Source organism: Mucilaginibacter sp. 320_HR, from assembly GCF_059691875.1.
On sequence record NZ_JCAWAI010000002.1, the window covers coordinates 404587 to 431330 of the forward strand.

24 protein-coding genes and 1 tRNA gene are annotated in these 26744 nt (G+C 44.6%); 7 read left to right on the forward strand and 18 right to left on the reverse strand.

What is annotated here, in order from left to right; translation table 11 throughout:
* Positions 1-6 precede the first annotated feature (6 nt).
* The 11 genes from cysD to pbpC all read right to left on the reverse strand — a co-directional run bounded on the left by cysD (position 7) and on the right by pbpC (position 14699).
* On the reverse strand, positions 7-912 hold the full coding sequence (cysD, locus tag AC59GT_RS07360; RefSeq protein ID WP_497237025.1) for a sulfate adenylyltransferase subunit CysD: 906 nt from the start codon (positions 910-912) through the stop codon (positions 7-9).
* Positions 909-1634 (reverse strand): phosphoadenylyl-sulfate reductase, encoded by a 726-nt coding sequence (locus AC59GT_RS07365; protein ID WP_497237026.1) that lies wholly within the window; start codon positions 1632-1634, stop codon positions 909-911. Before AC59GT_RS07365 ends, cysD begins: the two co-directional genes overlap by 4 nt.
* Entirely contained in the window at positions 1635-3143 is a 1509-nt protein-coding gene (locus AC59GT_RS07370; RefSeq protein ID WP_497237027.1) for a TSUP family transporter, read from the reverse strand.
* Positions 3121-3912: a uroporphyrinogen-III C-methyltransferase gene (cobA, locus tag AC59GT_RS07375; RefSeq protein WP_497237028.1), complete on the reverse strand. Its 792-nt coding sequence runs from the start codon at positions 3910-3912 to the stop codon at positions 3121-3123. The genes AC59GT_RS07370 and cobA overlap by 23 nt, the downstream gene beginning before the upstream one ends.
* A complete protein-coding gene (locus AC59GT_RS07380; protein ID WP_497237029.1) occupies positions 3909-6002 on the reverse strand; it encodes a ferredoxin-like domain-containing protein in 2094 nt (697 codons plus the stop codon). The genes cobA and AC59GT_RS07380 overlap by 4 nt, the downstream gene beginning before the upstream one ends.
* A 264-nt stretch (positions 6003-6266) precedes the next feature.
* Entirely contained in the window at positions 6267-7865 is a 1599-nt protein-coding gene (locus AC59GT_RS07385) for a M1 family metallopeptidase (RefSeq protein WP_497237030.1), read from the reverse strand.
* 15 nt (positions 7866-7880) lie between these two features.
* Positions 7881-8279, reverse strand: coding sequence for an energy transducer TonB (locus tag AC59GT_RS07390; RefSeq protein WP_497237031.1), 399 nt, complete (start codon positions 8277-8279; stop codon positions 7881-7883).
* 2 nt (positions 8280-8281) lie between these two features.
* The gene (locus tag AC59GT_RS07395; RefSeq protein WP_497237032.1) at positions 8282-9247 is read right to left on the reverse strand and encodes a polyprenyl synthetase family protein; all 966 of its coding nucleotides are present in this window, start codon (positions 9245-9247) and stop codon (positions 8282-8284) included.
* Between the two features lie 92 nt (positions 9248-9339).
* A complete protein-coding gene (gene rnr, locus AC59GT_RS07400; RefSeq protein WP_497237033.1) occupies positions 9340-11478 on the reverse strand; it encodes a ribonuclease R in 2139 nt (712 codons plus the stop codon).
* 105 nt (positions 11479-11583) lie between these two features.
* Positions 11584-12288, reverse strand: coding sequence for a 3'-5' exonuclease (locus AC59GT_RS07405; protein WP_497237034.1), 705 nt, complete (start codon positions 12286-12288; stop codon positions 11584-11586).
* 14 nt (positions 12289-12302) lie between these two features.
* A complete protein-coding gene (gene pbpC / locus AC59GT_RS07410) occupies positions 12303-14699 on the reverse strand; it encodes a penicillin-binding protein 1C (RefSeq protein ID WP_497237035.1) in 2397 nt (798 codons plus the stop codon).
* 50 nt (positions 14700-14749) lie between these two features.
* Between pbpC and AC59GT_RS07415 the strand changes: the two genes are divergently transcribed.
* Together AC59GT_RS07415 and AC59GT_RS07420 are read left to right on the forward strand one after the other, a co-directional pair.
* Positions 14750-15460, forward strand: a complete 711-nt coding sequence (locus AC59GT_RS07415; RefSeq protein WP_497237036.1) for a tRNA1(Val) (adenine(37)-N6)-methyltransferase — start codon at positions 14750-14752, stop codon at positions 15458-15460.
* 10 nt (positions 15461-15470) lie between these two features.
* A complete protein-coding gene (locus tag AC59GT_RS07420; RefSeq protein WP_497237037.1) occupies positions 15471-15962 on the forward strand; it encodes a metallophosphoesterase family protein in 492 nt (163 codons plus the stop codon).
* Position 15963: 1 nt separating this feature from the next.
* On the opposite strand, the gene rnhA is transcribed toward AC59GT_RS07420, so the two are convergent.
* The 4 genes from rnhA to AC59GT_RS07440 form a co-directional block, all read right to left on the reverse strand.
* Positions 15964-16419: a ribonuclease HI gene (gene rnhA, locus AC59GT_RS07425; RefSeq protein WP_117381794.1), complete on the reverse strand. Its 456-nt coding sequence runs from the start codon at positions 16417-16419 to the stop codon at positions 15964-15966.
* Between the two features lie 53 nt (positions 16420-16472).
* A tRNA-His gene (locus tag AC59GT_RS07430) sits at positions 16473-16546 on the reverse strand.
* Positions 16547-16643: 97 nt separating this feature from the next.
* Positions 16644-17768 (reverse strand): TFIIB-type zinc ribbon-containing protein, encoded by a 1125-nt coding sequence (locus tag AC59GT_RS07435; protein ID WP_497237038.1) that lies wholly within the window; start codon positions 17766-17768, stop codon positions 16644-16646.
* Positions 17769-17785: 17 nt separating this feature from the next.
* A complete protein-coding gene (locus AC59GT_RS07440; RefSeq protein WP_497237039.1) occupies positions 17786-18910 on the reverse strand; it encodes an SPFH domain-containing protein in 1125 nt (374 codons plus the stop codon).
* A 158-nt stretch (positions 18911-19068) separates the two neighbouring features.
* Between AC59GT_RS07440 and AC59GT_RS07445 the strand changes: the two genes are divergently transcribed.
* The 3 genes from AC59GT_RS07445 (at position 19069) to AC59GT_RS07455 (ending at position 22404) form a co-directional block, all read left to right on the forward strand.
* The gene (locus tag AC59GT_RS07445) at positions 19069-19653 is read left to right on the forward strand and encodes an NUDIX domain-containing protein (RefSeq protein WP_497237040.1); all 585 of its coding nucleotides are present in this window, start codon (positions 19069-19071) and stop codon (positions 19651-19653) included.
* A 37-nt stretch (positions 19654-19690) separates the two neighbouring features.
* Positions 19691-19864, forward strand: coding sequence for a hypothetical protein (locus AC59GT_RS07450; RefSeq protein WP_497237041.1), 174 nt, complete (start codon positions 19691-19693; stop codon positions 19862-19864).
* 254 nt (positions 19865-20118) lie between these two features.
* The gene (locus AC59GT_RS07455) at positions 20119-22404 is read left to right on the forward strand and encodes a PAS domain-containing sensor histidine kinase (protein WP_497237042.1); all 2286 of its coding nucleotides are present in this window, start codon (positions 20119-20121) and stop codon (positions 22402-22404) included.
* An 8-nt stretch (positions 22405-22412) separates the two neighbouring features.
* Here AC59GT_RS07455 and AC59GT_RS07460 read toward each other — a convergent pair whose 3' ends face one another.
* Positions 22413-23480: a PAS domain-containing protein gene (locus AC59GT_RS07460; RefSeq protein WP_497237043.1), complete on the reverse strand. Its 1068-nt coding sequence runs from the start codon at positions 23478-23480 to the stop codon at positions 22413-22415.
* A 216-nt stretch (positions 23481-23696) separates the two neighbouring features.
* Here AC59GT_RS07460 and AC59GT_RS07465 point away from each other — a divergent pair, with 216 nt between their 5' ends.
* Positions 23697-23873 carry a hypothetical protein gene (locus AC59GT_RS07465; protein WP_497237044.1) on the forward strand — a complete coding sequence of 59 codons (177 nt, stop codon included), beginning with the start codon at positions 23697-23699 and terminating at the stop codon, positions 23871-23873.
* A gap of 66 nt (positions 23874-23939) precedes the next feature.
* A complete protein-coding gene (locus tag AC59GT_RS07470) occupies positions 23940-24644 on the forward strand; it encodes a DUF92 domain-containing protein (RefSeq protein ID WP_497237045.1) in 705 nt (234 codons plus the stop codon).
* On the opposite strand, the gene AC59GT_RS07475 is transcribed toward AC59GT_RS07470, so the two are convergent.
* Positions 24637-25893: an aspartate kinase gene (locus AC59GT_RS07475; RefSeq protein WP_497237046.1), complete on the reverse strand. Its 1257-nt coding sequence runs from the start codon at positions 25891-25893 to the stop codon at positions 24637-24639. The two genes, AC59GT_RS07470 and AC59GT_RS07475, sit on opposite strands and share 8 nt — an antisense overlap.
* A complete protein-coding gene (locus tag AC59GT_RS07480; protein WP_497237047.1) occupies positions 25880-26629 on the reverse strand; it encodes an RsiV family protein in 750 nt (249 codons plus the stop codon). Before AC59GT_RS07480 ends, AC59GT_RS07475 begins: the two co-directional genes overlap by 14 nt.
* Positions 26630-26744 lie beyond the last annotated feature (115 nt).

A 26744-nucleotide genomic window follows, 5' to 3' on the forward strand; every position in this document is an offset into this window, starting at 1 on the left:
ATTTAGTTAAAAATACCCACCTTTTTTTCGTTCCTCCATTGCGGCCTCGCTTACCTTGTCGTCCATTCGGGCGCCGCGTTCACTTATTTTAGAGGATGCAATCTCGTCGATAATATCATCTATCTCGAACGCGTAAGATTCCACTGCCGCTGTGCAGGTCATGTCGCCAACAGTACGGAATCGCACGTTCTTTCGGGTAACCACATCTTCCTCATCCATATTCAGAAATGGGGAAGCCGCCATTAATTGGCCATTGCGGGTAATGCAATCCCTTTGGTGGGCGAAGTAAATAGTAGGTAATGGAATATTTTCCCTTCGGATGTAATTCCAAACGTCGAGTTCTGTCCAGTTGCTTATCGGGAAAACGCGTACGTTCTCGCCCTTGTGTATCTTGCCGTTGTAAATATTCCACAACTCAGGGCGCTGGCGTTTAGGATCCCATTGGCCAAACTCGTCGCGTACAGAGAAGATGCGCTCTTTAGCGCGTGCTTTTTCCTCGTCACGGCGGGCACCCCCTATACAGGCATCAAATCCATGCTTGGCAATGGTGTCTAACAGGGTGACCGTTTGCAGCGCATTGCGACTGGCGTTCTTACCCTTTTGCTCAATTACTTTTCCTTCGTTTATACTGTCCTGCACATGGCCTATGATTAATTTTTCACCTATGCGGGCGATCATCTCATCGCGGTAGATAATGGTTTCCTCAAAGTTATGGCCGGTGTCTATATGTACCAGCGGGAAAGGGAACTTACCCGGGCGAAATGCTTTAAGTGCAAGGTGTACCAGCGTAATGGAATCCTTACCGCCGGAAAACAGCAACGCAGGTTTTTCAAACTGCCCGGCTACTTCGCGCAAAATGTATATGGCCTCTGCTTCTAACTCGTCCAGGTGATCTAACCGGTGTCTGCTCATTCTTTTAAATCATTTAGTTCTACTGCATGCGAGTGCAGGCCGCACTCTTTTTTACTTTGATCTTCCCACCACCATCGCCCGGCCCTAAAATCTTCTCCCGGTTGTACAGCACGGGTGCAGGGTGCACAGCCTATGCTCGGGAAGCCGCGGTCATGCAGCGTATTGTAAGGTATATTATGTAGTTTGATGTATGCCTTGACATCCTCCAAGGTCCAGTTGAAAATAGGGTGGAACTTGAACAGGTTGTTACCGCCATCCCATTCTACATCAGTCATGTCTTCCCGGTTGGGGGATTGCTCTGCACGTATGCCTGTTACCCAAAGCTTGTTGCCCGCCAGAGCACGGTGAAGTGGTTCTATCTTGCGAATTCCACAGCATTCTTTACGGTTTTCTACCGACTCATAAAAACTGTTTGGCCCTTTGCGGTTCACCATATCCTCTAACAGGTGGTGCACAGGATAATAGGCATGAATAGGTTGACCGTAGATCTCCATCGTGCGGTTCCATACGTAATATGTGTCGGGGAACAAGCGACCGGTTTCCAGTGTGAAAACCTTGATGGGGATATTATTGGCGAAGATCATGTGTGTAATTACCTGGTCTTCCCAGCCAAAACTGGTAGAAAAAACAATTTCACCCTGAAACTCCGCTGCAAGTACACGTAAAGCTTCCACCGGATCTTTTCCGTCAATTATTTGGGATATGTAAGTAGTATCTGCCACTTAAAAAACCTTTGTTATAAATAAAGTAATACTGCGTAAACTGATCAAAATTACAATAACTGCTACCGCAAACATGATTGCCCGCGCGGAGATCTTATTAGATATGCGTGCTGCTATAGGTGATGCCAGTGCACTGCCGATGATCAACCCTGCAACCGCTTCCCAATGTTTGCCATTTAGCATGGCAATAAAAGTAAGCGAGCCCATTAAGGCGATAAAGAACCTTGATAGTTTTACCGTTCCCAGCGAAAATCGGGGATGGCGTCCACCGGCAATTAAAGTGGAGAGTACAATAGAACCCCAGCCGCCACCACCAACAGCGTCGATAAAACCGCCGCCTAACCCCAGTAAGGATATGTTTTTGATCTTTCCGCCTTTACGTTTGCGGTTCAGATTGATAGCTTTCATGAATATAACAGAACCCAATATCAGCGTGTAAACAGATACCAGCGGCTTAGTATACTGAGCGTAATGCTCCAGCGATGATAACAGGTAAGCTCCTGTTACTGCTCCTATAATGCCTGGCACGAGTAATAGTTTAAACAGCTTCCAGTTTACATTACCCATGCGGTAATGCATCCAGCCGGCTATTCCGTTGCTCATTATCTCCGATAGATGTACCCCCATACTGGCAGATGCAGGAGGGATACCCATGGACAGAGAAAAGGTAGTAGAGGTAACACCGTAAGACATACCTATAGCTCCATCGATAAGGGCGAATACAAAGCCTGCACCGAGAAAATAGTAAAACATCGGGTTAATTTGCTCTACAAAGTTTTTAAAACCAGGCTCTTTAAGCCACAGTGCCGAAAAGGTAATTGCCAGGAACAGGACAAACGTACCCCAAACCACTAGTTTCAGCAGCTTGTTGCTGGGTGGTTTTTCGCCGCCGATCAAAATAGCTGTTACCTTGTTAAGTTCTTTCACTTTGTGAGCAAAGTCGCCAGAGAGGTTGTTGCGTACCTGGCTCATATGTTGCAGGGTTATGTCAAGCTCTGCAGGTAGCGCTTCGTTTAAAACCTCTTTAAGGCGCTTGGCTACTGTGGGTGATTTCCCGTTTGTAGAAATGGCTAATTTTAAGTCGCCCTTTTGTACAATAGAGCCAAGATAAAAATCGCATAGCTCCGGCTTGTCAGCCACATTAATCAGCAACTTACGATCATGTGCCGCCTGCCGCGCGTACTTGTTCAGGTCAGAATCGTTTGTAGCTGCAATAACCACATCGGCAGCGTCAAGATCGCTGTCCTCAAAAGCCTTTTGTTTAAGCACCACCTGCGGGTGCCCGCCGGCTAATGCCTCTATTTGCGGCAGGAAAGTTTTAGATACGACAGTAACTGCTGCAGCAGGGCTGTTCTGCAGCAGGGCGGTTAGCTTTTCCAAGCCAACATTACCACCGCCAACAAGCACCGTATGCAGGTTTTCCAGCTTTAAAAATACCGGGAAAAGTTCATTTCCGCGCGTTTTTTCAGGCTGAGGCTCTGTTATGTTATTCTTGTGCAACAATGTCATAAAATTCCCTGATGGGCTGGAACTTTGGATGTAACGATACTACATCGCCAAACACGATCAGTGCAGGAGAGGAGATGTTGTTCTCTTCGGCGAGCTCGGCAATGGTGTCTACAATGCCTACAACAACTTTCTCGTTAGCGGTCGAGCCACTTTGTATTACCGCGGTTGGCAACCTGTGTTTGCCTTCGATACGAAATATCTCCGCTATTTCGGCTAGTTTATGAATGCCCATCAGCACGACAACTGTTGCTTTGGTTTTCGCTGCTTCATACAGGTCGGCAGATACTTTTCCTTCTGATGTGGTGCCGGTTACCACCCAAAAACTCTCGCTTAAACCACGATGGGTTACCGGAATGCCCTGCAGACCGGGTACACCAATGGAACTAGAGATGCCTGGAATGACTTCGGCGGGAATGCTGTAATCGGCAGCGTGGTCAAGCTCTTCGTAACCCCGGCCAAAAACAAATGGGTCACCACCTTTTAAACGCACCACATGTCCGTAGTTAAGTGCATAGTCTATCATCAGCTTATTGATGTTCTCCTGCGAAAAGGAATGATCGCCGGAACGTTTACCTACGTAAACCTTGGTAGCACCTTCGGGTGCAAACTCCAGCAGCTCTTCGTTCACCAGGGCATCATAAAGCACCACATCGGCAGCTTGCAAAGCTTTTATGCCCTTTATGGTGATCAGTTCGGCATCGCCGGGGCCAGCACCAACCAGCGTAATGCGTGGTTCTTTTACCGTGTTCTTTGTTTTTGTAATGATCATGACTGTAACACCGCCTCTCTTTTTTCTTTAACCAATGTCAGGAACTGCGTGGCCTGCTCTTTATAGGCGGTTGCAAATTCTTTTGTTGGTTCGTTCTTGTTTATTTGTAATACCAGGTCTGTAAAGCTGCCATCAATGGTTAGTTCACCTGTTGTTACGTAGTTATTGTCAAACTCTTTTATAATGCCGGCCTGTGTGCTGCTGTTTACACCTTTGTCCAACAGCAAAGCTTTAGCACCGCTGATCATCGTATTGTACGAGTGGTATATAGCATCGCTCCACAAGCCTTTTTCATAAGCGCCATTTGCCCAACCCAGTTTTTCGTCCGCCTCGTACAGCAGCGTTGCTACCAAGTCTATCACCACACCGGCACATTCGCCCACGCCAATAGCGGTTGCAAAAGTTTCCTGATGGCCCCAGTCAACAAACTCATCATCAGTGAGCGTGGCCAAATCTGCAAGTGGCTTTAACAGGCGGTAGAAGTAATCTTTTCCCTGTCTGTCGTAATAATCATTAAACCGTTCTTCCTCGTGAGATAAAGCTTTGTAGTCGTTCAGTACCGCTCTTAAAACATGTGTTGCACGTTTAGAGGGTACTTTTATCACCCGTTCGGCAGCGCGGCCCACACCATCGCCAACTGTGCCACCGCCAAGCATTACCTGCACCGAAGGAAGCACCTTAGCGCCGGCTTTTAACGAACTGCCGTGAAAGCCGATATGCGCCAGGCCATGCTGACCGCAGCTGTTCATACAACCACTTATTTTGATCTTGATATCGCGGTTATAGATAAAATCCTCGTATTCGTTATAGATCACATCTTCCAGCACCCGTGCCATGGTCATGCTGTTGCTGATGCCCAGGTTGCAGGTATCTGTACCCGGACAGGTGGTAACATCGGCCAGGCTATCAAAACCGGGAGCGGCCATATCCAATGCGTGCAGGCCCTGGTATAAGGCAGGCAGTGCTTCTTTACGAACGTATTTGAGTAATAGGCCCTGGTTTTGCGTAATACGTATCTCGTCGCCGACATAAGGTTCCACGGCTGCAACAAACGCGCGGGCTTTGTCTGAAGGAATATCGCCTACAGGTACTTTAACATATACGCCGTAAAAGCCGGTTTGCTTTTGTTCGAAAACATTGGTAGACAGCCACTGCTCATAACGAAAAGGATTGGCAATTAACACCTGCGGATATTCTGTTGCAGCGGGCAGCGGTGCCTCGGCTAAAGCATCACGGTTGATAGGGTAAGTTTTAACCTTTAATGCGGTACGTTCTTCTTTGGCCAGGCGCAGCACTTCATCTAAACCTAGTTTTTGGATAAGGTACTTCATACGAGCCTTATTGCGATTATTGCGCTCTCCGTAGCGGTCGAACACACGGATAATTGCTTCTATGTATGGAATCAGCTGATCCTCGGGCAAATAATCCTCTACTATGCTTGCCAGCAAAGGCTGAGCGCCTAAACCGCCGCCTAGCATTACCTTAAAGCCCCTTTCGCCATTCTCTTTTAATTTGGGGATGAAGCCAAGGTCATGTATGTAAGAGAAAGCAGTATCGTCATCCGTTGATGAGAACGAGATCTTGAATTTGCGGCCCATCTCCTGGCAAACAGGATTTCGCAGAAAATACTCGAACGTTGCTTGTGCATAGGGCGAAACGTCAAATGGTTCTTTTGGATCGATGCCGGCGGTAGGGGATGCAGTTACGTTTCGGACAGTATTACCGCAGGCTTCGCGCAGGGTTATATCATCTTGTTCCAGTTCGGCCCAAAGCTGTGGTGTGCGGTCGAGGCTTACATAATGTATCTGGATGTCCTGGCGGGTAGTAAGGTGCAGGTTGCTGCTGCCGTATTCATCAGATATGTCGGCTATCTTTAACAACTGCTTAAAAGTGACCTTACCAAATGGCAGCTTTATGCGTACCATTTGTACACCTGGCTGACGCTGGCCATATACCCCGCGGGCAAGGCGCAGGCTACGGAACTTCTCGTCGTGGATCTTCCCCTCGCGGAATGCTCGTATCTTCCGTTCCAGGTCTATGATGTCCTGCTCTACTATCGGGTTCTCCAGTTCTGTCCTGAAGCTCTGCATATCGTTTTGGTTATATCTTAAAAAAAAGCCCCTTCTGCTGCGGCTGAAGAGGCTGATATTTTTATTCTCAACTACTTACAACCGCGACTCTCCGCTGTACATACAGCAAAACATCAGTTGGTTAAAGTAAATAGTTGCAGTGTAAATCATATTATACTTCCAAATATATATATAGTATACGGGAATAGTAGAATTTATTTTAAAAAAGAAGAGAAGCTGACTTTCAGATCTAGCTTCTCTTCTTTAAAAGATTAAGAGGCATACTTATTCGTAGATTACTTTCTTAAAATACCAACCATCTGCATCTATAACCGGCATGGTTGTGCTGGTGATAACAACGCCTTTGCTGTTAGCCATAATATGCTGAACCCCGGCGTCGGTTGTAACATCAAGCGGGAGGTCCATATTGATGTTAGAAAGCTTGATCAAATACTGGTTATCGCGCCGTCCGGATGAAACGCTTATCTCAAGCTTATTGGTGGTACGCAGGTACATGTCAAACAAAGGCTTTAACGATTTGCCATATGCCTTGCTGAAGAATTGCTCAACACCATCTGTATTGTTGAGGTTATTGTACGTATGTTCCGGCGACGTAGCAAAGCTTTTCAAAGTAGGGAAGAAAAGGCTGTCGCCCATTACATAATTCAACGTGTGCATGAAGAAAGCGCCTTTGGTGTAGATGTCATTATTATAGGCGGATTCCTCGTCAATATCCTTGCCCAGCACCAGCGGCTGTTTATTCTGGATGCCCTTGCCTGATTTCTTAAAGTAATCTATATAAGCGGGCTTGCCGGCATATTCCAGGGTGAAAAGCGCATCAGAGTAGCTGTCGATCCCTTCGTGGATCCAGTAGTCGGCCCAGTCAATAGCGGTAACTTTGTTTCCCCACCATTCGTGACCGAACTCGTGGTGCAGCAGCCAGTCGTAATCCTGGTTTCCTATTTTCACATACCTGAACTTGTTGCCATAAGCCACCATGCTTTGGTGTTCCATACCTAAGTGCGGGGTTTCTACCAGGCCCACCTTTTCTTTAGCCCATGGATACTCGCCAAAGTATTTTTCTTTTTCGTGGATGGTCACCTCGAAAATGTCCATCAGCCTATCAGCTTTTTCGGCATGCTCATTAAGTACGTAGAACCACATTGGTACCGTGTTGCCGGCGATGCTTTTGTAACTGCGTTTTACCAGTTTGTAGTCGCCTACGTTGAAAAGAATGCTGTAGTTATTAATGGTGTATTTGGTGCGCCAGTGAAATGTAGCTTTATTGCCACTGGTCGACTGCTTCACCAGCAATCCCGGCCCAGCAACCACCAGACCTTTAGGCACGGTAATAATGAGATCGGCACCTTCATTTGGCTCATCAGAGGGGTGATCTTTGCAAGGATAGTAGATCTTGCCGCCTGTACCTTCGGCAGTAACCGCCAACCAATTGTGGCCAGTAGAGTCGCGCGTAAAAGTAAAGCCATCATCCCATGGTGGATTACGGGCAATATGAGGCTTGCCGCCATAAACCACCTTAACGGCGTACTTACCGGCGGGTAGTTCTTTAGCTGTGTTGATGTTGATAAGGTTGTTCCTATAAACAAACGGCTCGCTCTTGCCGTTAACGGACACGCTCTTTACAGTGAGTGAATCGAGCAGATCGAACAGCAAAGTATGCGTCGGCTTAGCCGTGATAATGTCTATAGTAGTATAACCATCTATCGTCTTCTGATCAAAGTTGACGTCCAGCGCTATCGTATAATGGCGCACATCCATGTTGGCCTGTTCGAGCTTGAGCTTACCACCGGATGTTGTTTTAGTTTGCGCTGAGGCGGTGAGGGTAACCGCAATAAAGCATATTATATGTAAGAGTTTCTTCATGTTGATTGAAGGTAGTTAATTCCGGTTAAAAGCGATTGGTAAAGACATCTGTGCCCTTATAGGCTTCCATCCTAACCCTTTGTTTACTTTAGCAGGTATCCATTGCGGACTATTTTTGAGAACTTTCAATGCTTCGGCATCATAAAGAGGTGCCAAATGTTTTGTGATTTTCACATGCGACAAGGTTCCGTTCTTTTCAACTATAAAAGCTACTACAACTCGTCCGAACAACCTTTTACCAGGCGGAAATTTAAGGTTGTGTTGAATATAACGAGTGAATGCATTTTTTCCACCCGGAAACTCGGGAAGCTTTTCAATACCATGATCATCATTAAAGGTGAATGCTTGTTTTCTTTGTCCGTAGGAAGAGGCGCAAATGCAGCAATATAAACAGATTAAGGCAAGGCAACGCATATCTAATATTCCCTTACCAACAACCCGTCAGCAAAGTCGCGGAGGTACTGTTTGCTTTCTATGGGCAGGTTTATTTTCTCAAGGGCTGTAAAAGCCTTTTCGGCGTAGGCCTGCATTTCTGCTTCAGCATGGCGCCTTACATCAACCTTGTTATAAATGGCCGTTACTGCAGCTACTTTTTCAGCTGCATCAAACTTAGGAGTGGCAAGCCAGGTATTAAGTTCATCACTCCCTGATAATTCCTGAGCTTTAAGTAGCAAATATGTTTTTTTGTTGGAGATGATGTCTCCACCTACCTGTTTGCCAAATTTCTCTGGGTCACCATAAACGTCCAGTATATCGTCCTGTAGTTGAAAGGCAATGCCCAGGTTAACACCAAAATCGGAAAGCAGGTCGGCGTCTGTTTGATCAGCATTGCCGATAAGCGCACCTATCTTTAAAGCGCCGCCAAGTACCACAGCTGTTTTCAAGCGGATCATGTTGATGTATTCCGCAATGGTAATGTTATTGCTGGTTTCAAAAGTCATGTCCAACTGCTGACCTTCACATACGCCTACAGCAGTATCATTAAAAATGTCCAGTACCTGGCGAAGGAGATCATTACGTACCTGCATCATCAGCTTGTAACCTTCAATCAGCATTACGTCTCCGCTTAGGATCGCTACGTTGTTGTTCCACTTTTCGTGAACTGTAGCACGACCCCGACGCTTTGGTGCATTGTCCATAATGTCGTCATGCATCAGCGTAAAGTTGTGGAACACCTCTATGGCAAGGGCAGGAGGAAGGGCAGCTTCTACATCGCCGCCGAACAGGTCACAGGCCATGAGCAGCAGCGCGGGTCGCATACGTTTGCCACCTATCGCTAATATGTATTTTATCGGCTCGTAAAGCTCAGCCGGGTAAACCGGGTACGCCAGCTTCTCTACAGATGTGGCTATGAGCGCTTGCAGGTCTTCGAGTTTTCTCATTTGGGATAATACACCAGAGCAGTATTAAGCCGCGGTGTTTGCTCTTTATGGTGAGCAACAAACCATTGTTGTTGAAGCTGCTAAATAACTAATTAATCCTGTACTAAACTAAAATCAATCTGTTTCTTGGTAAGATCTACCTGTTTTACGCGGATCTTTACCTCGTCGCCTAACTGGTATACCTTCTTTTTGCGCTGACCAATAATGGCGTAGTTCTTTTCGTCCAGTGTATAAAAGTCGTCGCTTATATCGCGCAGGCGAATCATGCCTTCACATTTGTTTTCAATGATCTCCACATACATACCCCACTCTGTAACACCGGAAATGATGCCTGTGAAAACGTTGCCCACTTGATCGCGCAGGTACTCAGCCTGTTTGTATTTTACTGAAGAGCGTTCTGCATCTGCAGCCTTTTTCTCCATAGCCGAACTGTGCTTACACAACTCTTCATAATGGTCGGCATTGGCGCTTTGTCCCCCATTAAGGTAGTGGAACAATAGGCGGTGCACCATTACATCAGGGTATCTACGAATAGGCGAGGTAAAGTGCGTGTAGTGGCTGAAAGCCAGACCGTAATGGCTGCTGCTTTGTGTGGTATAGATAGCTTTTGCCATAGAACGGATAGCCAAGTGGGTAAGTACGTTCTGCTCTTTTTTGCCTTCCACATCTTCCATCAGGTGATTAAGTGATCTGGCGATCTCCTTATCTGATTTCGTATTTATCTTATAACCAAACCTTGCAGCAAATTGCGCGAAATTAGCGAGTGCATCAGGTTTTGGGGAGTCGTGCGCCCGGTAAACAAAGGTGTATTTATGTTTGCCTTTACCCATTTTGCTTACAAACTCAGCCACTTTGCGGTTGGCTAAAAGCATGAAGTCCTCTATCAGCTTGTGTGCGTCTTTACGTTCTTTCACATAAACACCGGTTGGCTTACCAGTTTCATCAAGCTTAAACTTAACCTCAGTTGTTTCGAAGCTGATGGCACCAGCTTTAAATTTCCGTTCACGGAGCTTGTAAGCTAAAGCGTTAAGTTTCTCTATTTCTTCAACGTAGTCGCCTGTCTTGGTCTCGATCACTTCCTGCACTTCCTCATAGCTAAAGCGCCTGTCCGAGTGGATAACAGTCTTGCCAAACCATTCGGTAATAACATTGGCGTTTTCATCCAATTCAAATACCGCAGCAAAACACAGTTTATCTTCTTTTGGCCGCAACGAACAAAGCCCATTGCTCAACCTCTCGGGCAGCATCGGTATCACTCGGTCAACCAGGTAAACCGAGGTGCCGCGTTCATATGCTTCCCTGTCCAGAGCAGAGTCTGGGATGATGTAATGTGCAACGTCGGCAATATGTACGCCGACCTCGTAATTGCCGTTCTCCAGTTTTTTGAACGACAGCGCGTCGTCAAAATCTTTGGCATCTACCGGGTCTATAGTAAAGGTGAGTACTTCTCTAAAATCGCGGCGTTTTGCAACTTCCTCTGCACTTATCACATCAGATATCTCCTCCGCATCTTTTTCAACATCAGCAGGGAAGGAAAGGGGAAAGCCATACTCTGCCAGTATAGCGTTCATCTCTGTATCGTTTTCACCCTGGTTGCCTAAAATATGCTTTATACGCCCAACAGGGTTTTTAGCGCCTGCTGGCCAGTCGGTAATTTCGGCAACTGCCTTTATGCCGTTTACAGCGCCGTTGAGATCTGTAAGCGGAATGAAAATGTCATGCATCATCTTCCGGTCGTCGGGGATAAAAAATGCAAAGTGTTCCGATAGTTTTACAATGCCGGTAAACTCCATTTTGTTGCGCTTTAGTATCTCTACTACTTCGCCTTCCTGGCGTTTTCCTCTGCTTTTAGCATAAACATATACCTTCACCCGGTCGCCGTTTAAAGCGTTGCGGAGTTTACGCGGAGCAACGTATATGTCAGTTTCGGCAGGGTCATCTGTTACGATAAAAGCTGAGCCGTCGTTAGTGAGATCAACCTTGCCCTCTACAAAGGTTTTGAGTTCAAGTAATTGAAACTTGCCTGGAGAGGCTTCTTTCATGACGCCCTTAAAGGTTTCATCATGTAAAATATCCAGTATTACCCCGCGGGCATCAGGGTCGCGTACGTTCAGTTTAGCAGAAACTTGTTTATAATTTAACGGCGTATTACCGTTTTGTTCGAATACGTCCAGCACCATTTGGGTAAGTACCTGGTCAATGGACGATGCGTGTTTTTTCTTTTTAGACATAAATAAATGTATCGCGTTAAAGATACGGAAAGATGTATCTCTTTGTTAACCTTAGTTGTTTTGCATAGGTTTTAGCGTATTGAACAGTTATGTAGACGAACCTGTTTAAACAACAGTGATACATTCCTCCTCAATCAAGGGCTCACCACGATATCGCCTGATGAGTTGCGCGGTAGCTACCACATCCTTCTGGCAATAGGTACAAATTCGGGCCAGGTCCTTTTCCACCCAATATACATGGCCAACCTGGCTGCCGTCAATATCATCCTTTGGAGTAGGGATATCAAAAATGGCAGTAAGCAGGCTAAGTGAAGTGTAGTTTTTATAATCGCCAAATTTCCAAAGTTCCATGGTATCCAGGTGGTTTATCTCCCATGGCTTTTTACCAGCTATTTGCAGATGAGGCGGAAACTGTACGCCATTTATCAGCATTCGGCGGCAGATGTATGGGAAATCAAACTCTTTGCCGTTGTGTGCGCAAAGGATGATGCTTGCCGGCTGGCTTGTAAGCATCCGGCTAAAATCTTCCAGGAGTTCTTTTTCATCGTCGCCTGCGTATGATTTTACCCGTAAGCCTGTCTTTTTACCGTTTAAGAATATACCTACAGATATACAAACGATTTTCCCGAACTCGGCCCATATGCCGGCACGTTCGTAAAAGATATCGGCGCCCTCTTCTTTACGCTGGTATTGTGTCTTGGCATCCCATAACTCTTTCAAATGTTCGGGCACCAGGTCGTGACTAGGATATTGAGGTACGGTCTCAATATCCAGCACCATCATATTGCCAAGGTCGTATTGTTCAAGCATGCAACTAAAATAGTCTATTTATTTTTATCGAGTACTTCAAAGTTCAGCTGCAGCGTATTGCCGTCGGCATCAACCAGGGTCAGTTTATGGCGACCCGGCGACGGATTAAGCGCAACCTGGTGAAATGCGGTTGTTGCAGCTACATATTTGCCATCCAAATGCCAAAATATCTTTATACCCGTTTGCCGGTGCGCTGCATTAAATATTACTCTGCCACGTTTACCATCGGCCTCAATGGGAACGTATATTTTGGCATTCTCTTTCGGGTAGATGAGCTCCATAGGATTGCCGTAGTCGCCTTCGCCACAGCCAGCCTTAAACGGCGGCAAAACGTGGTACTGGTAGTTTTTAGCCTTGTAATAATATTCCATGGATGGGGGAAGCACAAACCATGGCCGGTTTACAATATTTTCGGGCAGTTCGCAGTTGCCGTTTACCTGCCACTGCAGGTCAGGTGAAAGGTGTACCAGCTTATGCCACGGGCAGGCAGGGGCTTTGAGTCCGCCACGGGGTACATATTGTTCAACCGTGTTATTGCAGTATTGCCCCGCCCTAAAACCGCTTTCTTTACATACGTTGATCTTGACCATTTCACTAACCGGCATATCAAACCAGTCGCGGGCTGCCGGCAAGAGCCGGAATATTTCAAAAAGGGCTGGGGCAGCGGTATTAATTCCTGTTAAACCCGGTCTTCCTTCGCCATCAGTATTACCCACCCAAACCCCTACCACGTATTTTGGTGTAATGCCTATGGCCCAGCCATCACGAAAGCCAAAGCTGGTACCTGTTTTCCATGCAATGCGCTGTGTGGAGCTAAACTGCTGCCAAAGCATTTCTTCGCCGGGCCGCATCACTTCTTCCATTGCTTGCAGGGTGTAATATATGGAGCCGGCGTCCAGTAATCCATTTTTCTCTAGATGCTCTTCAGTCTTTGCCACCGACGAGTAGACAGGCTGATGATAATCGTCAGGATCGTACCTACCGCCGTTCTTGTTGTAGTGGTTAAGCACCCGGGCCATGCCTGCGTAAATACCCGAAAGCTCCCATAATGTGCTCTCGCCACCACCCAAAATCAGCGATAAACCGTAATGATCTGCCGGCTGTTTTAACGTTGTAACCCCCGCTTTTTTCAACACATCATAAAAGCGCTCATACTTATATTGCTGCAGCATTTTTACGGCAGGCACGTTAAGGGAGCGAGCAAGCGCCGTGGAAGCAGGCACCGCGCCGTCATAACCAAGATCGAAATTTTCAGGATGGTAGCCGGCTATTTGTGTGGGCACATCGGCAATCAGGCTGTTTGGAAGTATGAAACCATCGTGCAGCATAGAGGCATACAACATTGGCTTTAGCGTGCTGCCTGGACTGCGTGGCGCGTCTATTACATCTACATCGCTCTCCATCTCGGGGTCTTCGCGGTGAGATACGTTGCCTGCATAAGCCAGGGTAGCGCCAGTCTCAACATCTAAAACTATAGCCGCAATGTTGTTAATGCTGTTGGCTTTTAGTACCTGGTGATGCTGTTCCAGTATATCTGTAACCTGCTGCTGCAGGTTGGTCTTAAGCGTTGTAGTGATACGTGTTGTTCCCTCAGGATTAGCTTTGTGATCGTTCTTAAAACGTTGCAGCAGGTGTGGGGCCATTTGCGGCAGTGCCACAGGTTTTTCAGGCACAGGTTCAAACTCGGCAAGCTTTGCTGTTGTGCTGTCTATTACACCCTGCTTGTAAAGCCTGTTTAGCAGCAGGTTTCTTTTTCTCAGCAGAATTTGGCGGTTCTTGCCCGGATGTACCAGTGACGGTGAATTAGGAAGTACCGCCAAAGCCGCCATTTCTCCCCAGGAAAGTTTATCCGGGCTTCGCCCAAAGTAGCGCCACGATGCAGCATCAAGCCCGATTACGTTGCTTCCGAACGGCGCATTGCTGGCGTACATGGCTAAAATCTCGTTTTTACTGTAGCCAAGCTCTAACCGCGTAGCCATAAAAATCTCACCTACTTTATTTAGTACAGTTCGCTTGTGGTGTGTGGCCAGGCGTGCTACCTGCATGGTAAGTGTACTGCCACCGCTGGTCACCTTCCCTCGTTTGATAGCCTGCCTTACAGCCCGGCCGAAAGCCAGAGGGTCGAACCCTAAATGGTGCATAAAGCGCTTGTCTTCAAAGGCGATAATGCATTGTTTAAATTTGGGGGGCACACTGTCATTGTGTGGAAATCGCCATTGCCCGTCTGATGCTATAAACGCGCCAAGCAGTTCACCTTTGTCATCATCAATCACAAATGAAGTAGGGCTGTTAAATAGCGGACGAGGCAAACAAAAGGCAAACCATACCCCAAAAGCCAGTAAAATGGTGCTGATAATAATTACTTTTGGCTTTTTAAAATAGCGCTTTATTCGGGAGATGACGGGTAGCATTAAAAAAGCCCTGAAGGTTAAATCGGGTATGAAAATAGGTAAATTAATTGATGGATATATTCCGGTTTAAACAATTCAGTATAAACCAGGCCGGCTGTGCCATGAAGGTGAACACCGACGGAGTTTTGCTAGGAGCCATAGCAGGAGAGGAGATGCCTGAAAGTATCTTAGAAATAGGGACTGGCACCGGTGTTGTTGCTTTAATGCTGGCGCAACGGTTTCCTGCTGCTAAGGTTGACGCGGTAGAAATTGATGTATCAGCGGCTAAAACTGCCGGAGAAAATTTTGAAAAATCTGTTTTTAAGGATCGACTTAGCATATTTCCGATGGGTTTTGAGGAGCATTTAAACAGTGATAATCAAAGTAAATATGAGCTGATTGTTTCTAATCCGCCGTTCTTCCTTAATTCACTGGCGTCCAAAGGAGTTCAAAAGAGCATGGCGAGACATACGGACGAAGCTTTTTTTGAGAAATTAGTATGCTGTGTTACAGAACACTTGACCCGGGAGGGTCGCTGTACAATGGTGCTGCCGCCCGAGATTGCTGACCTGGTGAATGACCTGTTCTTGGCAAAGGGTTTACACCTGCAGGCAGTTACCTACATTAGCTCATTCCCGCAGTCGCAACCGCATCGTGAGATAGTTTCGTTTGGCAAACTAACCAATGTTGTAACAGAGACCGAACTGACTATTTACGAACAGCAGAAGGTTTATTCGGCAGAGTACCGGGACACGTTGAAAAACTTTCTAACGATATTTTAATTGTACATAAATGCGTATAGGCCTTATATCAGACACTCACAATTACCTGGACGAGGCTGTGTTTAAACATTTCGAATCATGCGACGAGATATGGCATGCGGGCGATTTTGGATCTTTGCAATTAGCCGATCAACTAGCTGCTTTTAAACCGCTAAGAGGTGTATATGGCAATATAGACAGTGCCGACCTGCGGCAGGTTTATCCAGAAAACCTGCGCTTTAAATGTGAGAACGTAGATGTATGGATGACGCACATCGGCGGCTATCCTGATCGGTACGCGCCTGCTGTTAAAAAAGATATCTACCTTAACCCGCCACAGTTGTTTATCAGCGGGCATTCGCATATTTTGAAGGTGATCTATGATAAAAAGATCAGCTGCCTGCACCTGAACCCGGGTGCAGCAGGTAAACAAGGCTGGCACAAAGTACGAACACTAATGCGTTTTGAAATAAACGAAGATAAAATTAGCGGATTAGAAGTTATTGAACTAGGCGGAAAGTAGGTTACCGATTTTCCATCTCAAACACAGAATCAATCAGAAGGTCCTTCTGCTTGCCTGCAGCTACCGCCAGCTGATCACAGCGCTCGTTCTCCGGATGGCCATTATGGCCGCGCACCCATACAAATTTCACGTTGTGCAATTTGGCTACGGAAAGGTACCTAAGCCACAGGTCTTTGTTTTTTTTACCGGCGAAACCTTTGGCCAGCCAGCCATTTACCCAGCGTTTTTCGATGGCATCAATAACGTATTTAGAATCGGAGAAGATGGTTACATTTTGATTAGGGCTCTTCAGCGCTTCTAACCCGGTGATAACTGCCAGCAGTTCCATACGGTTGTTAGTGGTTTTACGGAACCCGGCGCTCAATTCTTTATAGTGGTTGCCAGATCGTAAGATCACGCCGTAACCACCCGGACCAGGGTTCCCGCTTGATGCACCGTCTGTATAGATCTCGATCATTCCAAAATATTGTTAAACAAAAAAAGTCCCGGCATAACTACCAGGACTTTAAGGGTAAATGATGGGGCTCGAACCCACGACCCTCGGTACCACAAACCGATGCTCTAACCAACTGAGCTACATCTACCGTGTTGGGATTGCAAAAATAGAAATTTACCTAAGCTTTGCAAAAGCTTTTTTAAAATAACATTAACTGCCAAGTTCAGAGTACCTTACAGCAGCAATTATGCCTGTTGCTGTGAAGTATAAAGGAAAATGCCTCCAATAATTACCGCCAGGGCTAATAAAATAGCAAGCACTATTTTGATTACGCTTAAAGGGCGTTCACCAATTACTTCACCTGTGCTGGCGTTTACTTTAAATTGGAATAATTTATTGTTGTATTTATAAGCACTCATCCATATTGGGAGCATGGTATACTTTATGCCTTTATTATTATATTGGCTGTCGGTGCTGTCAACACGCTGCTCGTCGCCACCGATGTCATCCCGAACGGTATCCAAAATGCGTGGGTGAATTGCCTCGGTCATTTTAACAAAACCTTCCTGTGGGGTTATCTTGTAAGTTTCGGACCGGAAACCGCTCATGTAACGCTCATCAAACTTCACCAGCATTTTGAAATTCCATGGGCCAAGTTCTAAGAGGGTTTTCTCCGGCAGTGAACGGCTTGCCGGGATAGTCTCGTCCTTAAACGTGCAGGACACCGTTCCCGATGCATAAGACCATCTGGTATGTCTTACTCGCCGGGTGCGTGTTTCAGTTTTGCCGTTTACTGTTTCGGTATAAGTTTCAGTTGTATAGTAGTAGTCGCCGCGTTCGCCGGTGTAACGGGTTACAGTATCGGCATCATAGGCCCAATGCGGTATGTAAATGCCCTTTAAACGGGCGTTACTTTGCACAAGCTTTTTCTCCAGATTATTTGGCGACCACCATAACCCGCGTATCCATTTTTTAAAAAGGTCCATTGCTTCCTTCTCCGTTATATGAAAGGGGAGAACATAATGCGGTGTAACATATTCCTGCCCTGCTGCAATGTCCAGCACCAGCGGGGCAGTACAAAACGCACATGAATCTGCGGTAACAAACTCGTCCAGTAAACTTTGCGAACCGCAGCCATTGCATTTTACCACTTTTAAGTGGCCGGTTTGTTTACCGGTGCTTATGCTTGCAACATACTCGTCGTAGTCATAACTTACAATTTGCTGCTCATCATTCTTTTCGATAATGTTGCTTTCGCCACAGTAATCGCACTTGAGTTCATGCGTGCCCGGGGCAAAATGAAGCAATGCACCGCAATTTTTGCAGCTAAGTGAATTGTTTATAGCTGATGGTGTTTCCAGTTTGTCCATGTATAATGCAGTGCAGTTTATAACGGAAATGGAGGTGGCTGGCTGTTCAGTAAGTCTGCAAGCTCGGTTATAGTTGAAGCCTTTGCCCATGCGGCCATACCTTTAGTCCACACCAATGTTTCGCCGGTAAGCGTATGCTGGCTTACAAGGTTTTCCAACACCGCTAGGGTGTGCGGGCCTTCCTGCTTACCATCTTTAACAATAAAATACTGCGTAGATGCTTGCAATGGTGGAGGCGTATCTCCTGTGTTCACTTCAGTGGTATTCGTGTCGTACTGGCCTTGTTTAAATATGTTGCCAATTTGCCCCATCATGGCTGCGCCCACTCCAAGCCCCATACCTGCAGCGCCCAGGTTGCCGCCGATGCTGTTTTCTGCAGACTTCTCTATGGCGTTAGCTGCCTGGTACTGCGCGTAAGCGCCCAAATTGCCAATGATGCCCATGCTGCTGCGTTTATCCAGTACCTGCTCCACTTCAGGAGGAAGGGATATATTCTCTACCAGCATTTTGGTGAGGTTTAGCCCCAGTTCAGCAAAGTCTGGTTGTATATTGGTGGCAATCAACCCACCCACTTCGTCGTAGTTCGCAGCAAGGTCCAGTATGCTTATTTTTGATGCTGCTACTGCATCCATACCGCGTGATACTACCAGGTTTCGCAACTGCTCATGTATATCATCTACAACAAACTCCGGGTTGGTTGCAGATATTTGCTTAAGAAAGGTTTTCGCGTCATCTACCTTAAAGTTGAACGAACCATAAGCGCGTAACCTTACCGGCCCAAACTCTGCATCGCGTATCATCACAGGGTTTTTAGTACCCCACTTTTGATTTGTGAATTGGCGGGTGCTAACAAAGTATACATCCGCCTTAAAAGGGCTTTTAAAGCCATACGGCCAGTTCATAAGAGTGGTGAGCAGCGGCATGTTCTCGGTATCAAGCGTGTAAAGCCCTGGGGTAAACACGTCTACTATTTGCCCCTCATTCATGAAAACTGCCACCTGAGATTCGCGAACGGTAAGTTTTGCGCCCATTTTAATGGCATTACCTTCGCGTGGAAACTTCCAAACTAAAGTGTTTTGCGTGGAATCTACCCATTCAATTACATCAATAAACTCGTTTAACAGTCGGCTTAACAATCCCATTTTTATAAATCTATTTGTTCTTAAATATGATTAAAATACCACTTTATTGTTACTGTGTTTTCAATTTAATTTAAAAGCCTTTTAACGACCACAATATAACAAGGATATAGGTTGAAAAACATTTCGTTTTAAGAGATGTATTTAATTAAAATACATCGATGTCAACAATCCAAATTCTTGAACGTACCCTCTTAAGTGATCAAAAATACCGTTTGGAGCGCGTGTTGTTTGAAAAACCTAACTTGAAAGGGAAGATGCACCACCAGGAAAATGAGGTGTACTTTCGACCTGACGCTGTCACCGTACTTCTTGTTGATGAAGAAAAAGAAAGGTTTTTGTTTACCAAGCAGTTCAGGCTACCTACTTTATTAAATGGTAGCGAAACCGGTTACCTTCTGGAAATCTGCGCCGGGCTTATAGATGAGGGTGAAACACCTGAACAAGCTGCATACCGAGAAGTAAAAGAAGAAACAGGGTATGATATAAAGGAGCTTACCCGCTATACAGGCGTCTACTCATCGGCAGGTGGTATTACGGAATATATCTACCTCTTCACGGCCATTTACGACAGCAATGGCGATAAGGAACAAGGTGGCGGGCTGGAGAACGAAGGGGAAGATATTGAGATTGTTGAGATGAGTTTTAATGATGCTAAAACTAAACTATTCGCAGGCGAGTTTAGGGACGCAAAAACAATAATGGTGCTGCAGCACTATTTTTTAACAAGGGATGTTGCAAACTAAAATTTCTACTTCTTGTTAATCAACTAAATTATAAACTATGAATAATTTCTTCAGAGGCATAATAGCAGCTTACGGTGCAAAAAAATTAGGTGGCGGGTGTTTTTCTACCGTTATCATATTTATTTTAATATGGGTTGCCTTAGGTAAATGTAACCAGCAGTCACGTGCGCAAACCTTGCCTGTAAAAGCAAAAACAGTGGTTTGTAAGTAAACGCTAAGTAGTTAACCCGGCGTCCTAAAATCCGATGGGGCTAATTGTTCATTACGCTATATTTTACGCTTTTCTATTCAGTTTTTTCTCTTTAAACCTTTAATCTATCATCACTATTATTGACTAACCAATAACTTTAGGTTTTAGTACGGTCGTTATTTATTAACAAATTAATTATAACGAAAATACATTTTGGCTTTTTGATAAAATGTAATAATTTAGAAATCCTGTTTTTACAGCCTGAATTAAGTACTATGCCTAAGCCGACCAACAACTCTTCTAACGCTTTAGACGAACGATTACTTCATTTACTCGTATCGAGAATTGAAGGTTATGCCATTTTTATGATGGACCCCAATGGGTATATCCTAAGCTGGAACCAGGGTGCTGAGAAAATTAAAGGGTATAACGCAGACGAAGCAATAGGCCATCACATTGCTATGTTTTACACCGAAGAAGACCGGCGTAAAAACATACCTGGCAAAAATCTAAATCAGGCACTTAAACACACCACTTACGAAACCGAAGGCTGGCGCGTTAAAAAAGATGGATCTAATTTTTGGGCTAATGTTGTATTTACTGCATTGTACGATGACAATGGGTATTTAGCCGGGTTTGCTAAAGTAACCCGCGATGTTACTGCCAAAAAAGTTAATGACGAGCAAAGGACGCTTATAAATGCCGAGCTGGAACGAAGGGTAGCCTCCAAGACCGAAAAAGTTATTGCTACGGAAAGGCGCTTTAGAAAACTAGTTGAGAACAGCACGGATGGTGTAGCGCTTTTCGATAGTCATTTTAACTTGTTTTACCGTAGCCTATCTGCCAAACGGATTACAGGATGGGGCAATGAAGAACGTGCGCTGAAACCAATAGAAGATTTTGTACATCAGGAAGATATTGCAAGTGTTAAAGAGGCTTTTAACAATGTTCTTCAACGCCCGGATTTAACGTTAATAAGTACATATAGAGCCAGGCACAAGCAAGGACATTATTTCTGGGTAGAATGCATGTACACCAACAAGTTGAATGACCCTGATATTAATGCCGTGGTTTGTAACTTTAGGGATGTTACAAAAAAAGTGGAGGCTGAAGAGCAGATTAAAGAGCAAAATAAACAAATAGAAAGCATATTTCACAGCATTACAGATGGCTTTATTGCTGTAGATAAGAACTTTAATTACACTTACGCCAATAGAAAAATTGGTGAAATGCTGGGCTGCGAACCTGCTTCGTTAATAGGTAAGAACATGTGGGACTTATACCCTGATGCAGTGGGGTCAGATACCTATAAAGCTTTCCATGAGGCCTTGAATAAGCAGTGTTATGTTGTTAAGGAAGATTACTACCCACCGTTAGAGCTTTGGCAGGAAAGCCATATCTATCCGTCAGCAAACGGCCTTTCTATATTTATACGCGATATTTCAAAACGCAAGAAGGCCGAGGCATCTTTATTACAGTCAGAATCAAACTTAAGGTCAGTTTTTGAAAATACTGACCTTGCTATTATCTTGTTTGATATGGATGCGAAGCTGCTCTCATTTAACAACAATGCAAGGGAACTCGCGAAAATTTACTTCAAAAGAGAGCTTGAAATTGGGCAATCAGCTTTTTACTACAGTCCGCCTGAACGTCTAAAAGATATAAAGCATATCATGAAGCGCCTGCGCAGACAACAGGCAATAGCTTATGAGGTGCCTTACGCTGTAGGCGATAATAACACAGCTTGGTATGAAGCGCGTTGGGTAAGCGTGTTGAACAAAGAAGATGAGGCCGTAGGGATAATCCTGACGATGAAAAATATTACTGACAAAAAGCAGGCAGACCTGGAACGTGATCGCATGACAGCGGACCTTATTCAGCGTAACAAAGACTTGGAGCAGTTCACTTACATTGTATCTCATAATTTGAGAGCGCCCGTCGCGAATATTAAAGGATTAACTGATTTGCTGCAGTTAGAAGCAGGAGAGCGTGATAAAGAAAGTACCGACGAGCTAAAAGCATTGTCTGCGTCGGTTTACAGCCTCGATAACGTTATCATTGACTTAAATAACATTCTGCAAACAGGAAACGCCTCTAACGATACATTGGAAGTGGTGTCGTTGCCCCGGTTGGTTGACGAGGTTAAAGATGTTAATGCCCAACTGATAAGCAAAAACAAGGCGATTATCAATTGCGATTTCAATAGTTTAAGTAAACTAAATAGTTTAAAAAGTTACCTGTACAGTATTTTTCAAAATCTGATTATAAACAGCATTAAGTATTCGTTACCAGGTGTAGATCCTATTATAAATATAACCTCTCAACTGGAGAATAACAAGGCTTATATAACATTTAAGGATAATGGCAGGGGTATAGACATGGAACGTAACGGGCACAATATTTTTGGCTTATATAAACGTTTCGACCTAAGCGTTGAGGGCAAAGGAATGGGATTGTTTATGGTAAAAATGCAAACCGAGAGGCTGGGTGGAAAAATAAGCGTAAGCAGCAAGCTAAACCATGGCGCGGAATTTAAACTTGAATTTCCATTGAGTAGCTAGGAGTAGCTTTACTGAGTACGGACTACTTGTTCCTCGGTTTTGTTCGTAATGGTAGTTATCACACTATCCAATTCCCTTGCCGAAATGGCTATTTTGTCCAGCAGGTCTGTCTTATCCAGTTCATCTGCATTGTAGTTTTTAAACAACTCAATAAGGCCCAAAATTCTTGCCAATGGTGCTCTTACAACGTGTGACTGTATCCAAGATATATCTTGTAAGTGCTTGTGCTGTGTTTGGATAGCGTTTATCTGCACCCTAAGTTGTTCTTCGGCCAATTTAGCTTCCGTGATGTCCAGGCATGCTCCTATCATCTTCAGTGGCTTACCTTGTTCATCAGTCTGAACTTTTCCCCAACTCTTCAGATATCTGATTTCGCCGTTGGGTCTTACTATCCGTTCTTCAAAAACCGAGTCTTTTTGGGTGTGCAGTACGCTGGTAATAAGGTTGTAAACACGTTCTCTGTCATCTTGGTGCAGCAAATCAAGATATCCCTCAAATGTCGCCTTGAATGTTTGTTTATTGAGGCCGTAGATGTTGTATAACGTCTCGCTCCAGGTTACAATATTTTGGTTAATGTCCCATTGCCAATTACCAAAATTTGCCAGTTCCTGTCCCTGAGTCATCAACAACGAGGCTTCCTCTAAGTTCTTTTGAACGCTTTCTTGCGCGGCTTTAATAGCTATCGTTTCTGTTTCCTCTGTAACGGTATGAATGATATAAGCCACTTCGCCAGTCGGGTCCATTATAGGTACGTTTGTAGCTCTAAAATGCCTAATGTGTTGTTCTCCGGAGATTAAATTTTTGAAGTTGTAACTATTGACCTCAGTTTCAGTAGCTTCTTTGGTTGATAGTACCGTTTGCAAGGCGCAAAGATCATCACTCATGTCTTTGCCCTCAAAATTGATGAAGTATTCAAAAAAACTTTGTCCTACAAGGTCTTCTTTTAAAAGATTTAATCCTTTCAAATAAGCATCGTTAACTTCAGCAATGGTAAATACCGGCTCATCTGGCAAAAGGATTAAGCATGGTAAGGGAATAAGCGAATAAATAGAATTTAGGGCGGAGTGACTGAGCATCGGGTATTCTATTACTTGATCAATTTCAACATGGTACAACCGGGGGACATAATACCTTCATAAATATAAAGTAATTAGCTGCCCTTTATATTTATAGTTGTTAATATTTGTAAAATAGATGTTCCGGATAATACGAATGTTCTAATAGTTAAAATACGTGCGGTACGGTTATTGTACTAAAGATTATGTAAATAATTGTTAACTAAACTTATTGTTATGAAGGCTCAGGATATTAAGAATAACAACAATGGACAGGGCAGTACCAGAGCCGATCGTGCATTTACAGATCAAAAGCAAAAACAGCAACAAACCGGCATTAGCAACGGCGGCGCACAACGGTCGGATCAAACTTCCAGCAGAGACGGAGCTCATCAGCCGCAACGTAAAAAATAATAAAGCAAAGCCCCGGAATGGGGCTTTTTATTTGTATGATGTTATGTTTGTATCAACACAACTTAAATGTATCCACGCGACATCATCTTTGCTGCTATATTAATTGGCGTTACAACTGCTGTCTACAAAACCGGCAAACTCACTCTCGCCGGTAGTTTTACCGGAGCAACCGTGGCAATATGTTTGTATCTAGGTTTCTTAGTTCCTGGTTTTAGTATTCTTGCTGCGTTTTTTGTTATGGCAACAGTTGCAACATCATGGCAGAAAAGGAAAAAGCTTGTAAAGGGTGAACATACGCATCAGGAAAAAAGAGACGCTTACCAGGTACTAGCCAACGGGGGCGTTGCTGCAATAATGGGCTTGTTTAACTTGTTTGTACCGTCGCTTACTTCGTATTTCGTTATCATGGCGGCTGCAATGGCATCGGCAACAGCGGATACGTTGTCGTCTGAGTTAGGCATCGTTTACGGAACGCGATTTTATAACATTGTTAGTTTCAAGCTCGACGAAAGGGGTAGAGATGGGGTAATAAGCCTGGAGGGTACTCTTATAGGTGTTGCCGGCGCGGCCGCCATCGCAGTTGTTTTTGCTTGTTACGGTGGGGCAACAGCGCACGCAATAGTGATTATAATTGCAGGTACTGCAGGCAACCTTATGGACTCTTTACTGGGAGCTACGCTTGAACGTAAAGGCTGCCTCGGCAACAATATGGTAAATTTCCTGAATACCGCTTTTGCAGCCTTTATAGCTTGGTTGTTGCTAATTATTTAATCACTACCTGCGCGGTGTTCCTGTTGGTTTGCTTCATCAACACTGTTTTGCCGTCGGTAATTTCCACCAGGGAGCTATTGGTATAATGCCTTAGTGTGATCAGTGTAAGCTCGTCATTGTATTTTACTTTAAAGGACTGTTTAAGTGTTGCCAATAGCTTTGTGAATCTTTCTAGTGAATAGTCTATACATACAGTGAAACTCAAAGCAGAAGTCTGCATCAGGTTTACCTTAACGTGATTTTCGGCAAAAATGCCAAAGATCTCGCTTAAATGTACCTCAGATATAAACGAGTAATCGTTTGTAGATATGGACAGCAATACCTGCTTTTGCTTCACGATGATTACCGGTTTGGCAAATGCATTTACAGCACCTTCCCTGATAATAGTGCCTGCAGACGAAGGATCACTAAAGGGCTTCACCAGGAGCGGTATTTTAGCGTTCTGAAGTGGCTTAATTGTTTTTGGATGAATGACGCTCGCACCATAGTAGGTCATTTCTATCGCTTCCTGGTAGCTTAACTCATCAAACTTTATAGTATCAGTAAAATATTTAGGGTCGGCATTGAGGATACCGGGCACGTCCTTCCAAGTGGTTACAGATTCTGCACCCAGGCAGTTGGCGAAAATAGATGCCGTGTAGTCAGAGCCTTCACGGCCCAATGTTGTGGTAAAGTTTTCGGAAGTGCCGCCTAAAAAGCCTTGGGTAACTACAATGCTGTTCTCCAATAATGCAGGTATGTCTTTTTGTATGCTTTCCCGTGTCTTATCCCAGTCTACAACACCTTCACGATAAGCGTTATCAGTATGGATGTAACTACGTACATCTATCCATTTGCTTGCAATGCCTTCCTGGTTAAACCAGGCATTTACGATGCGGGTAGAAACCAATTCGCCGATAGAAACAATTTGATCATATATAAAATCAAAGTCGTCGTGCGGTTCATCTTCAATGGCCCAGTCTATCTCAACAAAAGTATTCGCTACTTCGTCATAAACCGAATGCCCAGGTGCGAAAAGTGAAGATAATATGCTATAATGGTATTCTTTAATCTCATCAAAGATCTGATGCAAGTCGTCTTGTTGGTTTACGTAAGCAGTTGTAAGCCGCTCTAACGCATTAGTGGTTTTACCCATAGCAGATACAACAACAAGTATTTGATTCCCGGCATAGCTGTTTACCACTTTGCCCAGGTTTATAACACCGGCAGCATCCTTTACCGACGCGCCCCCGAATTTAAATACCAACATCGTTCTTTATGTATCTAGCTATGACAGATTTAGGTTTTATCAGCTCTTTTATCCTGTCGTAAGGAATCAGCAATTCTGTTTGCCCGGCTGCGAAGGGCTTTATCTCATATTGGTTGTAAATAAATCTGATCCCAATTGGAGTAAGCGAATAATTGTTGTTGAGTGCAAACTTGTTATCCTTGAAAAAGTAATCGCGGGCAAGAGACGAGGTGTCTTTTAACTTTTCGTTTTTTCTGAAGATGCTTTCTGCTATGTGCGTGAGCTTTTCATTATAACCATCTGTAAGCACATCCTTAAGCAATACTTCTTTTTTGATTATCGGGTTCCAGTTGATAAAGCCAGTGAAGGTGGCTCCATGTGCCCCGCCTTCGTAGGTATATCCGCCGTATTCAAGTGCAACAACCGCCGAATCCTGGTAAACAACCTTAGAGAATAAGTCAATTGTGAAAAATATTGAAGGCTGGGCATTTGCAGCATTTGGTTCGGTTTGCCTTGCAGGAACAGCATCAGTTTTTGAGTTTGCCGATTGCCTTGAGTTAAGTTTTTTATTATTGACAGAGCTTGAGAAGTTTCTGTTGAATTCCGCATAGGCCTTCATGAACGATCCAACCATTGCATTTAAAGTTGTGTCTCGTTGTTTATCTGTGTAAGCAGGATAAAGTGTGGTTAGCCTTTTTACTATTGTGTCGTTAAGCACATGATCATTATTAAACTCCGGGTATCTGATCTTTGCCACCGTGCATGCACTATCTGCCTTGTTACCGCAGTCAGTTGCCCGCTCATGAATAGTCTTGTATGTATAAGTGAGGGTGTCTTTGAAAATATCCGGCCGATCTTGCCGGCGTTCAGTT